This is a genomic window from Nonomuraea sp. JJY05 (assembly GCF_043496855.1).
Taxonomy (GTDB): domain Bacteria; phylum Actinomycetota; class Actinomycetes; order Streptosporangiales; family Streptosporangiaceae; genus Nonomuraea.
The window spans coordinates 1-11050 of record NZ_JBIEIS010000017.1 but is presented as its reverse complement, the minus strand read 5'-3'; the positions used below and the strand labels follow the sequence as shown (position 1 = coordinate 11050).

The following is an 11050-nucleotide window of genomic DNA, read 5'->3' as shown; positions in this document are numbered from 1 at the left end:
TACGGAGGTCTGACAGCTTCCTGTATCGGTTCTGAACGATTCCTGTGCGCTTTGTCCAGACCCTGGTCTCAGAGATCCCACGGGAAAGGATCACCCCATGAAGCTCGGCGCAGCAATGGTCGCGGGCCTCGCCTTGTTACTCAGCCTCGGTACGACGTCAGTCGCCGCCGCCGACCCCGTACCGGGGACGGACGCGCAGATCCTGGCCACGAACTTCCAGCTCCCGTTCCCCTGCAACCAGACGTGGACGGGCAACTCCAGCAACAGCAGCGCGCACCAGTCGTGGGAGATCGACTTCAACCGGGGCAGCACCGCGGACGCCGACCTCGGCGACACAGTGGTGGCGGCCGCGGCGGGAACCGTGGCGATCTCCGCGCACCAGGGCTCGACCAACGGTTACGGCAACCTCGTCAAGATCGACCACGGCGGCGGCTGGACCACGTACTACGCCCACCTGAACACCCGTACGGTCAGCGAGGGCCAGTCGGTGTCGCAGGGCCAGCAGATCGGCACGGTCGGCAACACCAGCAAGCCGGGCAACAACATCAGCCCCCACCTGCACTACGAGGTGCGGCTGGGCACCAACTACCCGGACAACATCCAGAAGGCCGTCTTCAACGGCGTCACCTTCGGCTACCCGCAGCAGTCGGTGACCTCCAAGAACTGCGGCAACCCGCACACCCCGACGGAGGTGTGCGGCTCGGGCTACGACGTGATCGACTCGGCCACGCTCGGCAGCGACGGCGCCGTCTACCTGCTCTACAACTCCTCCAACGGCAACAACTGCGTGACCACGCTGAAGTACAAGAACGTCGGCACGGCCACCGCCACCACGGCCTACCTGGAAGTGGAGGGCAGTACGAGGAAGACGGACTCGGGCAACTTCGCCTACTACGCGGGGCCGGTCATCGCCTCGGCGGCCGGAAAGTGCGTCCGATGGGGCGGCAAGGCCGGCTCCTCGACCTACGACAGCCCGCTCGAACACTGCGACTGACAAGGCGGAGGGGCCGGGTGGGACCCGGCCCCTCTCATGCGTGGACCGTACCCAGCACGTCAATCACGTAGAGTGACGGCTCGTCACCCAGGCCGGAAACCGCTACCCGGCTCCCGACCTGCCGGCCCACGAGCGCGCCCAGCCAGCCGTCGGGCACATCCCCCTCCTTCAGCGTGAACGCGCTCGGCCCGCCCCTCCGGTAGGACGAGTCCACGACCGTCCGCTCGGGCCATGAGGCGGCCACGTACTGGACCACCACCTTCGAACCGGCGAGGACCTCCTCGCCGGAGCCGTCGATGAGCGTGCGGGGCGGCGAGCCGGGCGCGAGGTCCTTCGGGATCACCGGCAGGGTGCGGCCGACCAGCCGGGCGTCGGGCGGGTAGCCGCCCAGGACGTCGAAGACGAGCACCAGCGTGTCGGCGGGCGAGAGATCGGTCAGCGTGAGCGGCGCGTCCGGGCCGAGGGCCTCGCCCGCGGAGCTGACCAGCATGATCCGGCTGCCGGCGGGCCGGCCGATGAGCGCCTGCCGCCAGGTCTCCGACACCCGCCTGCCGTCGAAGACGACCGAGGTGGGCTGGTGACCGTCGTACGTGCTCAGGTACGGCTGGTTGCCCGACCAGCGCCGGATGTCCACGTCGGCGAGCACCACGTCGCCCGGCAGCGTGCGCCTCCCGCTGCCCATCGACAGCACGGTGATCCGCGGGGTGCGGCCCGGGCCGCCCTTGGGTATGGCCACGATCGGCTTGGTGCCGAACGCGCCCGTGACGACGGGCTGCGTGCCGTCCTCGGCCAGGCCGCATGAGGTGGCGAGCATGAGCACGGCCGGCAAGAACAGGCGCACGATATCCTCCATGGCCTCACGGCCGGTGGTCCGAACGTGTTACTTGCCGCGATGGGCAAAAGCAAAGCTGCCGGTCTCGCCATCTCACGACAAAGGCGCGGGAGACTGGAGCCCATGAGCAGCAAGCCCAACCTGGCACGCAGGGTCGCGGAGGCGGCCGAGATCGCGCTGACCACGCGGAAGTACGTGACGTTCATCGACGTGGTGACGGGCCTGCGCTGGCTGCACTCCAGGCACGTGGACACCTGGCGGCAGGGCCGGGCCGGCACGCTGGCGGAGCTGGCGGCCGTCGACGAGGACCGCCTGCTCACGACGGCCGGCCTGCTGCGGGAGTGGGCGCTGGCCAAGGGGCTCAAGCCGGTGGACACGCCGTACGTGGCCGGCACCCGCGACCGCCGCGAGCTGCGCTTCACCTCCGGGCCCGGGCAGGAGCCGTTCCGCGTGCACTGGCTCTCGCCCGATCTCAGCGAGGCCAGGGTCCGCAAGCTGACCGAGCCCAAGGTGCCCGACCTGGTGGCGGTGGCCCCGCTCGACGCCTGGACGTGCGCCTCCTGCGGCGACACCGGCCCCTACCTGATCATGGAGGAGGACCGGCCGCACTGCCTGACCTGCGCGGACATGGACCACCTGGCGTTCCTGCCGTCCGGCAACGCCGCGCTCAGCCGCCGGGCCAAGCAGGAGAGCGGCCTGTCGGCGGTGGTCGTGCGGTACAACCGGCGGCGCAAGGTCTACCAGCGCTTCGGCCTGCTGGTGGAGGAGGCCGCGCTGGCCGCCGCCGAGGAGCGGTGCCTGGCCGACGAGGAGGTACGCGAGCGCCGCCGCGAACGCGACCGAGTCCGCAGGGCCGAGCAGGACGTCGACTTCCAGGCCAGGATGGCGGCCGAGATCGCCAGGCTGTTCCCCGGCTGCCCCCGGGACCGGGCCCGGGAGATCGCCGAGCACGCCGCCCAGCGCGGCAGCGGCCGGGTGGGCAGGACGGCGGCGGCCAAGGCGCTCGACGAGAACGCCATCACGCTCGCCGTCATCGCCTCCATCAGGCACCTCGACACCGACTACGACCGCCTGCTCATGTCCGGCGTGCCCAGGATGGAGGCCAGGGACAGGATCAGGGAGAGCATCGAGCGCAAACTGGAGGAGTTCCGCGGATGAGCGACTGGCACGACGTACGGGAAGAGCTGCGCGCCTTCGCGCTCGGGCTGCCCGAGGCGCACGAGGACCACCCGTGGGGCGAGACCGTCATCAAGGCGAACAAGAAGGTCTTCCTCTTCCTCGGCATCGACGAGCAGACCGAGAAGTGGGACCCGATGTTCAGCGTGAAGCTGCTGTCGGAGGCGCACGGCCACGCGCTGACCGTCGAGGGGGCGGCGCCCACCGGCCACGGGCTCGGCAAGGCGGGGTGGGTGACGGTGCCGTTCCTGTCGGAGCTGCCCGAGACGGAGGTGCTGCTCGACTGGGTGGAGGAGAGCTACCGGACCATCGCGCCCAAGCGGGCGGTCAAGCAGCTGGACGACAACCCGGTCAGGTGACCGCGAGGCGGGTGGCGTACCTCTCGTCCCGCCACAGCTCCTTGCCCGTCGAGTCTGGCGCAAGCACTTCGAGCAGCGTGGCCGCCGCGTCGTAGACGTCGGCGTAGCCGATGTAGAGCGGCGCGAAGCCGAACCTGAGGATGTCCGGCGCGCGGAAGTCCCCGTGTACGCCCCGGTCGATCAGCGCCCGCATCACGGGGTAGCCGTGGGGGTGGCGGAAGCTCACCTGGCTGCCCCGGGCGGCGGCGTCGGCGGGCGAGACCAGCTCCAGCGCGTCGCCGACCAGGTCCACGAAGAGCGAGGTCAACGCCATGCTCTTGGCCCGCACCTGGTCCATCGGCACCCGCTCCCACACGTCGAGCGCCGCCTCCAGCGCCGCGAACGACAGCACGTGCGGGGTGCCCACCGCGAACCGCCGGACGCCCTCCGCCGGGCGGTAGCCGGTCTCGAACGCGAACGGCTCGGCGTGCCCGTGCCAGCCGGACAGCACGTTCTCGGCGGCGGCGTGGTGGCGCGGGTTGACGTAGAGGAAGGCGGGCGCGCCCGGCCCCGCGTTGAGGTACTTGTACGTGCACCCCACCGCGAAGTCGGCCCCCGAGACGTCCACGTCCATGGCCCCCACGCTGTGACACACGTCCCAGACCATCAGCGCGCCGGCCTCGTGCACGCGGGCGGTGACCGACGGCACGTCGTGGCGGGCGCCGGTGCGGTAGTCGACCTCCGACAGCAGCACCACGGCGGCGTCGTCGAAACGCCCCTGCGCGAAGTCGCGCACCTCGTAGCCGCCGAGCAGCCCGGCCAGCCCCTGGACCATGTAGTGGTCGGTGGGGAAGTTCCGGACGTCGGAGACGATCACCCGGCGGTCGGGACGCAGCCGCAGCGCCGCGGCCACCGCCTGGAAGACCGCGATCGAGGTGGTGTTGCCCACCACGACCTGCCCGGGGCCCGCGCCGATCAGCGGGGCCAGCCGGTCGCCCGCGGTCAGCGGCTGGGCGTACCAGCCGGCGTGGTTCCAGCCGCCGACGAGCTGCCCGCCCCACTCTTCCTCGACCGTCTGCCGCACCCGTTCGGCGGTACGGCGGGGCAGCGCGCCGAGCGAGTTGCCGACGAGGTAGACAACCCCTTCAGGCAGCACGAACTCGTCCTTGAAAGCCCGCAGCGGGTCGTTCGCGTCGAGGGCGAGGCACTGGTCGCGGTCCACGATTCACTCCTGTTGCGGGGGGATGGTGGCGACTATCCGGTTCACGCCATTCTGGTACTCGCGGACGTACCAGTTCTGCACCGGGTTGTGGGTCGCGTCCAGCCGGAACGTTCCTCGCGGCCCGTCCAGCTCGCCCACCGCCGCCATTCCGCCGTTCGCGGACAAGCCCCGGTCGATGAGCCGCATCGCGTCCCAGCCCTGGAGCGCGACCGCGGACGGGTTCCGGCCGGTCCTGGCCCGCCACCTGGCCACGAACGCGGCGTTGTCCGGGTTGTCCAGCGCGGGCGAGTACATGCCGACGGTGGGGATGCCCTCGGCCTCCCGGCCGACGGCCCGCAGCACGTCCTCGTCCGTGAGGTTCTGGCAGCCCAGTAACGCGATCTTGGAGGCGTGCTGCCGGTACCCCTTCAGGAACTCGACCGCCTCCGCGCCGGCGTAGAACGCGTACAGGAGCTTCGTCGCGGGCGGGATCTGCGCGAAGTACGGCTCCAGGTCGGTGACCCGGCCGTAGGGCGTCAGGATGCGTTTGAGGGGCTGCGCGCCGTATCCCTCGGCGAAGCCCCTGAGCGTTTCGACGCCCGCCGAGTAGTCGGAGGCCATGAGCACCACGCCCTCCTTGCCGTACCGCTCGGCGGCGTACCGGCCGGCCGCGTAGCCGTGGGCGTGGTTGGTGTAGGACACGCGGAAGACGTTCGGGCCGCCCAGCGCGTCGGCGCCCGCGTTGGCGATCACGACGGGCGTGCGGCCCGCCACCTTGACCACCGACTCGGCGACGGGCGAGGTGATCAGCCCGGTGAGCACGTTCACGCCCTCGTCCTCGATGAGCCGCCTGGCCTGCTTCTGGCCCTCCTCCGGGTTGCCCGCGTCGTCGGCCACGACCAGCCGGGCCGTCCGTCCGCCCAGGCGCCCGCCGTGGTCGTCCAGGTAGAGACGCATGGCGGCCTCCATGTCGTCACCGAGCGCGGCGTACACGCCGGTCTGCGAGATGATCGCGCCGACCTTGACCAGGGGATCGCCCTCGGCCAGGAGCGGCGTCGTCCCGCCGCAACCGGCGGCCATCAGCACCACCAGCCCCAGGACGGATACGCGCACGGCTCAACCCCGGGATGTCATGGCCGCTCCTGCGGACGGTAGGCCACGGCCTGCATCTCGATGAGCAGGTGCGGGTGCGGGAGCTGGTGCACCGCGACCGTGGCCCTCGTGGGCCCCTCTTCGTCGAAGAACTCGGCGTAGACCTCGTTGTAGCCGTTGAAGTCGTTCATGTTGACCAGATAGGTAGTGATCTGAACCAGGTCGCCGAGCGAGCCTCCGGCGGCCTTGAGGATGTCGCCGATGTTCTCGATGACCGCCCTGGTCTGAGCGCGGATGTCCAGGCTCGTCGCACCGTAGTTGTCCACTTCCACGCCCACGAAGGTGCCGTCGATGCGCCGGCAGTTCGTGCCCGAGACGTACAGGAGGTCGCCAGCCTGCTTGACGTGCGGGAACCTGCCTCGGGGAGCGGCCTTGCCGGGCACCAGGAGCCCTTTGGTGCGTTCGATCACTTGGAGAACACCGCCCGGACGGAGCCCAGCCCCTCGATGCGCGCCTCGAACTCGTCCTCCGGGCCGGCGGGCACGACCGGGCCAAGCGCGCCGGTCAGCACCACGTCTCCGGCGCGCAGCGCGTAGTCGGTGCGGCCGAGCCGGGTGGCGAGCCAGACGGCGGCGTTGAGCGGGTTGCCCATGACCAGCTCGCCGGAGCCGGTCGAGACCTCCTCGCCGCCCCGGGTCATCGTCATCCGGGCCGCCCGCAGGTCGAGGCCGGTCAGCGGGACGGGCGTGCCGCCCAGCACGAACGCGCCGGCCGAGGCGTTGTCCGCGACCGTGTCGGCCAGCGAGATGTCCCAGTCGGCGATCCGCGAGTCGGCGATCTCGATGGCGGGCAGCGCGAACTCCACCGCCCTGAGCACGTCGACGGCCGTGAACGGCCCGCCGGCCAGGTCCTTGCCAATCACTAGCGCGACCTCGGCCTCGGCCCGCGGCTGCAGGAAGGCGCCGATGGGCAAGGGGAGCCCGTCGCAGTAGGACATGTCCGCGAAGAGCATGCCGTAGTCCGGCTGGTCGATGCCGAACTGCCGCTGCAGCACGACGTTGGTCACGCCGATCTTCCTGCCGACCAGCCGCCGCCCCGCTCCGAGGGCCCGCCGCGTGTTGATCTCCTGAATGGCGTACGCCTCGGCCACCGTGCCGACCAGGTCCCTGATCGGCGGGCACGGTTTGCCGGAACTCGCGGCGTCGGCCAGCCGGTCGGCGACCTGGGACCGCGTGTCCACGGCCTCGGACCATTCGTCATGCATCGGGCTGCTCCAGTCTGATGGTGATCGTGGTGGGTTGAGAGTAGAAGTCGAGTGACTGGACGCCGCCCTCCCTGCCGATGCCCGACAGCTTCATGCCGCCGAACGGGGTGCGCAGGTCACGCAGATACCAAGTGTTCACCCAGACGAGCCCGGCCTCCAGCCGCTGCGCCACCCGGTGGGCGCGGTCGAGGTTACCCGTCCAGAGCGTCGCGGCCAGGCCGTACTCGCTGCCGTTGGCCAGATCGACCGCCTCGGCCTCGCTGTCGAAGGGCGCGACGTGGCACACGGGGCCGAAGATCTCTTCTCTGTTGAACCTCGACCACTCCGACAAGCCTGCCACCACCGTCGGTTCCACGAAATATCCGGAATCGCGGTTGTCGCCGAACGCGGGGACGCCACCACCCGTGAGCACCTTGGCTCCCTCCGAGCGGGCCAAGGCGTAGTAGGAGAGCACCTTCTCGCGGTGCTCCTTCGAGATCATGGGCTGCGGCTCGAACTCCTGCGCGCGGGCCGCCAGCCGGGCGCAGAACTCCTCGAAGATCGACCGCTGCACGTAGACCCGCTCGGTGCACAGGCACACCTGCCCGCCGTTGGTGAAGACCGACTTCGCGGTCCCGTCGACGGCCCGGTCGAGCCGGCAGTCCTCGAAGACCAGCCCCGCGTTCTTGCCGCCCAGCTCGAACGAGATCGGCTTGACCCGGTCGGCCACCGTGTTCATGATCGCCGTGCCGGTCCTGGTGGAGCCGGTGAACGTCACGGCGTCCACCCCCGGGTGCTCGACCAGGAGGTGGCCGGAGGAGCCGTACCCGAAGATGATGTTGACGACGCCCGCGGGCAGCCCGGCGTCGGCGCAGATCTCGGCGAAGACCGCCGCCGAGCCCGGCGTGTGCTCCGACGGCTTGACCACCACGGTGTTGCCCGCGACGAGGGCGGGCGCGAGCTTCCAGGTCATCAGCAGGAACGGCAGGTTCCACGGGACGATCACCGCGACCACGCCGAGCGGCCGGCGCACGGTGTAGCTGAGCACCCCGGACAGGTGGAAGGCGTCGTCCGGGCGCTGGGCGGCGATCTCGGCGAACGCGCGGAAGTTGACGATGCCACGCGGGACGTCTAGCGTGCGGGTCTGGTCGATCGGCTTGCCCGTGTCGGCGATCTCCGCGTCCACCAGGTCGTCGAAGCGGGACTCGATGCCCTCGGCCAGGCGCCGCATCCACCCGGCGCGCTCGCCGACGGGCATCGCCGCCCAGTCGCGGGCCGCCTCCCTGGCCGCGCGCACCGCCCGGTCCACGACTTCGGGGTCGGCCTCGTGCACCTGCCTGATCACCGCGCCCGTCACGGGGTCGTGGACGGGGAACGTCTTACCCGCGCCCACCGGCTCGCCACCGATGAAATGGGTCAGCACAACACTCTCCTCTTCCCCCCTGTATAGATCGCTGGGCGATGGGCGGACAACGGGTGCGCCGGGACCTTCCTGATCGCATCGTCTCCCCGGAACGCGGCCCGCGCTATGAGCGATGCTGTTGCACATGCGAACCAGAACCGATCAAGTGGCTGCCCACGACGGCAGCTTCGACGTCCATCTGTGGTTCCCCGAGGCCGGGACGGGACCCGGCATCCTGCTCGTCCAGGAGATCTACGGGGTGGGGCCGTACATCGAGAAGGTCGCGCTGGACCTGGCGGCGCGCGGCTACGTGGTGGCCGCGCCGGACCTGTTCTGGCGCCTGCACCCCGGCTGGCTGGGCGAGCACACCCCCGAGGGGACGGCGGCCGCGATCGAGCTGGCCGGCCGGTTCGACTTCGCGCAGGGGGTGGCCGACTGCGCGCTCACGGTGGCTCACCTGGGCGAGCTGCCCGAGGTCTCGGGCGGGGTCGGCGCGGTCGGGTTCTGCCTGGGCGGCTCGATCGACTACATGCTGGCCACGCAGGTGGAGCTGGCCGCGGTCCTGTCCTTCTACGGCTCCGCCGTGCCCGACTCGACCGGGCTCATGGAGCGCATCACCGCGCCGCTCCTGCTGGTCTTCGGCGGCAGCGACCCGTACATCCGGCGTGACCGGGTGGCCGTCGTCGAGCAGGCCGCCCAAGGCCATAAGAACGTGGTCATGCATGTCGAGGAGGAGGCCGGGCACGCCTTCCACAACAGCGAGGCACCGATGTTCCACCACCCGGAGGCGGCCGCGCGCACCTGGGAGGTGGCGCTCAGCTTCCTGTCCGAGCACCTCCCGGTGACCCTGTCCAGATAGACATCTTCCGGTACCCCTAGATCATCGCCATCATGGTCGGATGGCGCGGACGTGGGAATTGTGGGGAAACGTCATTATTGCTGGTACGTTTGCACTTCCCCTGGGCTTGCTAGCAATCTTGCTTCTCTCCCGTCACCGCGCCCGCGCCAGCCACCCGGCGCCGCTGCGCGCGTCGATCGCCGACGTCGGCATAGTGGTCGGCACGGCTCCGTGGATCTGGATGACCCTCACCCCGCGCAGCGGTCAGACCGGAGTCGGTCTCGTCCCGTTCGAAGATCTCATCGACCTGGTCAGCGCGCCGTGGGAGGCGGTGTTGGTGCAGGTCGGAGGCAATCTGCTGGTGTTCGCCGCGCTCGGCGCGCTGCTCCCGGTGCGCAGCCGCGCCATGTCCTCTCTCCCGCGCGTTGCGGCGGTCGCAGCCGCATTTTCGGTCATCGTCGAGGTCCTGCAGTACGCCTTGCGACTAGGCCGTTTCTCCTCCGTCGACGACGTGCTCCTGAACACGGCAGGTGCCGTGATCTTCGCTTTGGTTACTCGGCGCTGGTGGGCCGATCGAGTACCGGCCGGGACCGTTCCACGATAACGGTCTGCTAAAACTCACCGGAATTCACCACTCGGGCACGATCCGCTCAAAAGAAGGCCGCGACCTACCTTTCTATCTGTGCGATCGTGGACAAGACGGGGCAAGTTCTCTGGAGACGCCACAACCCGGTTGGTGACAGAGGGTGATCAAAGTTGTCTGAATCCCCGGTACCCCACGAGCCCCCTATCTATCGCCGCATCGCCGACGGCCTCCGCGCCCGGATCCTGTCCGGCGAACTGCGCGACGGGGACCGACTACCGGGCGAGAACGCGCTGATGGCCGAATACGCAATCGCACGAGCCACCGCCAGGCAGGCGCTTGCCGTACTGATCAACGAAGGGCTGGCGGTGCCCAAACGAGGTTCGGGGGTTTACGTGCGGCTGTTCAAACCGATCCGCAGGCACGGCTCACGCCGCCTGTCGAGAGAGCAGTGGGGTCAGGGGCGAGCCATCTGGGACGCCGACACGCGTGGCCGGCCTTTCACCGTGGACCGGGTGGAAGTGGTGTTGGAGCGAGCCAGCGAGGAGGTGGCGGGCGTCCTCGAGAGCGGCGAGGTATGGGTACGTCGCCGCCGCTACTCGGTCGACACCAGACCCGTGCAGCTGGCCACCTCGTATTTCCCGGCGCACCTGGTCGAAGGCAGCGCGATCACCCTCGCGGACACCGGACCGGGTGGCGTCTACGCCAGGCTGAGCGACCTGGGGCTCTCCCCCGCACACTTCACCGAGGAGGTGCGGGCGCGGATGCCGTCACCCCGCGAGATGGCGCTGCTCGACCTGCCGGGGGGCACGCCGGTGATCGTGATCGCCAGGACCGCCTACACCTCGGGAGGGGTGCCCGTCGAGCTCAACGAGATGGTGCTCGACTCCGCCGCGTACGTGCTCCAGTACGACTTCGATGCCTAGTTTGTCAAGGAAGGTGGACCTGTCCGGCACGATCATTGCGTTCTCTAGAGAAGTACCGCATCGTCGAAGGAGATGGAAACCTCGCCTGGGGCCGGGAAAGGCGAACAGCGATGTCCTTTGATCGGCATCTTGCCGAGATCGCCCGGGAGTATCCCCAGTGGACCATCTGGCGGAGCGACGCGGGCCGCTGGTGGGCCACGAGACACCGTCCGCTCAGCGCGGCGCAGCGCGATGCCGGATGTGCGATGACCATCGACGCGGACGACCCGGACGGCCTGCGCGGCCGGCTCCGGGACCAGGAGAGGCGGGCCGGCGGGCAGCACCCGCGGGCCGGCCCCGCACCTCCATGACGCCGGCCGTGGCGCGCCCCACGGCTGGCGCACCAAGAGCAGCCCGGTGCCGTGTCCAGCGTCTCGGCGGCCCCG

General features: G+C 70.0%; 13 protein-coding genes. 7 read left to right on the top strand and 6 right to left on the bottom strand.

Annotated features, from left to right (window positions below; translation table 11 throughout):
- The first annotated feature begins 97 nt into the window (after positions 1 to 97).
- Complete coding sequence (locus ACFKCF_RS26650; RefSeq protein WP_394497665.1) at positions 98 to 994, top strand: M23 family metallopeptidase; 897 nt, start codon at positions 98 to 100, stop codon at positions 992 to 994.
- Between the two features lie 34 nt (positions 995 to 1028).
- Here ACFKCF_RS26650 and ACFKCF_RS26645 read toward each other — a convergent pair whose 3' ends face one another.
- On the bottom strand, positions 1029 to 1835 hold the full coding sequence (locus tag ACFKCF_RS26645; protein WP_394497664.1) for an FKBP-type peptidyl-prolyl cis-trans isomerase: 807 nt from the start codon (positions 1833 to 1835) through the stop codon (positions 1029 to 1031).
- Positions 1836 to 1949: 114 nt separating this feature from the next.
- Between ACFKCF_RS26645 and ACFKCF_RS26640 the strand changes: the two genes are divergently transcribed.
- Both ACFKCF_RS26640 and ACFKCF_RS26635 read left to right on the top strand, forming a co-directional pair.
- Complete coding sequence (locus ACFKCF_RS26640) at positions 1950 to 2984, top strand: DUF2293 domain-containing protein (protein ID WP_394497662.1); 1035 nt, start codon at positions 1950 to 1952, stop codon at positions 2982 to 2984.
- On the top strand, positions 2981 to 3361 hold the full coding sequence (locus tag ACFKCF_RS26635) for an MmcQ/YjbR family DNA-binding protein (RefSeq protein ID WP_394497660.1): 381 nt from the start codon (positions 2981 to 2983) through the stop codon (positions 3359 to 3361). The genes ACFKCF_RS26640 and ACFKCF_RS26635 overlap by 4 nt, the downstream gene beginning before the upstream one ends.
- Here the strand turns inward: ACFKCF_RS26635 and kynU are convergent.
- Genes kynU through ACFKCF_RS26610 form a run of 5 tightly spaced genes read right to left on the bottom strand, consistent with a single transcriptional unit; the run spans position 3354 to position 8299 of the window.
- Positions 3354 to 4565 (bottom strand): kynureninase, encoded by a 1212-nt coding sequence (gene kynU, locus ACFKCF_RS26630; RefSeq protein ID WP_394497985.1) that lies wholly within the window; start codon positions 4563 to 4565, stop codon positions 3354 to 3356. The two genes, ACFKCF_RS26635 and kynU, sit on opposite strands and share 8 nt — an antisense overlap.
- Positions 4566 to 5654 carry an ABC transporter substrate-binding protein gene (locus ACFKCF_RS26625; protein WP_394497659.1) on the bottom strand — a complete coding sequence of 363 codons (1089 nt, stop codon included), beginning with the start codon at positions 5652 to 5654 and terminating at the stop codon, positions 4566 to 4568.
- A gap of 17 nt (positions 5655 to 5671) precedes the next feature.
- A complete protein-coding gene (locus tag ACFKCF_RS26620; RefSeq protein WP_394497657.1) occupies positions 5672 to 6103 on the bottom strand; it encodes a RidA family protein in 432 nt (143 codons plus the stop codon).
- Positions 6100 to 6897 carry a 2-keto-4-pentenoate hydratase gene (locus tag ACFKCF_RS26615; RefSeq protein ID WP_394497655.1) on the bottom strand — a complete coding sequence of 266 codons (798 nt, stop codon included), beginning with the start codon at positions 6895 to 6897 and terminating at the stop codon, positions 6100 to 6102. Before ACFKCF_RS26615 ends, ACFKCF_RS26620 begins: the two co-directional genes overlap by 4 nt.
- Positions 6890 to 8299: an aldehyde dehydrogenase family protein gene (locus ACFKCF_RS26610; RefSeq protein ID WP_394497653.1), complete on the bottom strand. Its 1410-nt coding sequence runs from the start codon at positions 8297 to 8299 to the stop codon at positions 6890 to 6892. Before ACFKCF_RS26610 ends, ACFKCF_RS26615 begins: the two co-directional genes overlap by 8 nt.
- Before the next feature lie 124 nt (positions 8300 to 8423).
- Here ACFKCF_RS26610 and ACFKCF_RS26605 point away from each other — a divergent pair, with 124 nt between their 5' ends.
- From ACFKCF_RS26605 to ACFKCF_RS26590, 4 genes are all read left to right on the top strand, one after another.
- Positions 8424 to 9137 (top strand): dienelactone hydrolase family protein, encoded by a 714-nt coding sequence (locus ACFKCF_RS26605; RefSeq protein WP_394497651.1) that lies wholly within the window; start codon positions 8424 to 8426, stop codon positions 9135 to 9137.
- A gap of 40 nt (positions 9138 to 9177) precedes the next feature.
- Entirely contained in the window at positions 9178 to 9720 is a 543-nt protein-coding gene (locus ACFKCF_RS26600) for a VanZ family protein (RefSeq protein ID WP_394497650.1), read from the top strand.
- A 152-nt stretch (positions 9721 to 9872) separates the two neighbouring features.
- A complete protein-coding gene (locus ACFKCF_RS26595) occupies positions 9873 to 10625 on the top strand; it encodes a GntR family transcriptional regulator (RefSeq protein WP_394497648.1) in 753 nt (250 codons plus the stop codon).
- 110 nt (positions 10626 to 10735) lie between these two features.
- Positions 10736 to 10975, top strand: coding sequence for a hypothetical protein (locus tag ACFKCF_RS26590; protein WP_394497647.1), 240 nt, complete (start codon positions 10736 to 10738; stop codon positions 10973 to 10975).
- Positions 10976 to 11050: the final 75 nt, after the last annotated feature.

Bases quoted from the DNA above. Each gene is read 5' to 3' on its own strand.
- ACFKCF_RS26640 (WP_394497662.1), top strand. From the start codon at position 1,950: ATGAGCAGCAAGCCCAACCTGGCACGCAGGGTCGCGGAGGCGGCCGAG.
- ACFKCF_RS26635 (WP_394497660.1), top strand. From the start codon at position 2,981: ATGAGCGACTGGCACGACGTACGGGAAGAGCTGCGCGCCTTCGCGCTC.
- ACFKCF_RS26615 (WP_394497655.1), bottom strand. From the start codon at position 6,897: ATGCATGACGAATGGTCCGAGGCCGTGGACACGCGGTCCCAGGTCGCC.
- ACFKCF_RS26650 (WP_394497665.1), top strand. From the start codon at position 98: ATGAAGCTCGGCGCAGCAATGGTCGCGGGCCTCGCCTTGTTACTCAGC.
- ACFKCF_RS26600 (WP_394497650.1), top strand. From the start codon at position 9,178: ATGGCGCGGACGTGGGAATTGTGGGGAAACGTCATTATTGCTGGTACG.
- ACFKCF_RS26590 (WP_394497647.1), top strand. From the start codon at position 10,736: ATGTCCTTTGATCGGCATCTTGCCGAGATCGCCCGGGAGTATCCCCAG.
- ACFKCF_RS26605 (WP_394497651.1), top strand. From the start codon at position 8,424: ATGCGAACCAGAACCGATCAAGTGGCTGCCCACGACGGCAGCTTCGAC.